At 58.3% G+C, this 343-nt stretch carries 1 pseudogene; it reads right to left on the reverse strand.

Annotation, left to right across the window (positions count from 1 at the left end):
- A pseudogene (locus SB756_RS28705) lies at window positions 1-343 on the reverse strand (hypothetical protein); the annotation flags it as partial.

Consider the following 343-nt stretch of genomic DNA (forward strand, 5'->3'; position numbering starts at 1 on the left):
CACGGCGATGAGCAATGCGATCGGCAAACGCCCCGGCAAGTAGCGGCGCGATAAGCGAACTGTCTGCCTCACCGCCGCGTACGTTTAAGCGTTTTAACAGTTGCTGACTACGTTGCTGCCAGGCTGGTTGATTGCGCGAAAACGCCACGCCCAGGTCACTATTGCCCATCCGTGGCGGCTCTTCGAGAATGGCGGCAATTTTTGCCGCGGTAGCAGCTTCGTCGTCGTTCTTCGCGCTAACCAGCATTGCCGCTAAACGCGGATCGTTACCCAGCGCTGCCATTTTTTGCCCTTGCGCACTAAGCCGTTCACCGTCCAGCGCCCCCAGCATTTGTAACAGACG

Source organism: Pseudomonas sp. SIMBA_068 (genome assembly GCF_046534705.1).
GTDB classification, from domain to species: Bacteria; Pseudomonadota; Gammaproteobacteria; order Pseudomonadales; family Pseudomonadaceae; genus Aquipseudomonas; species Aquipseudomonas putida.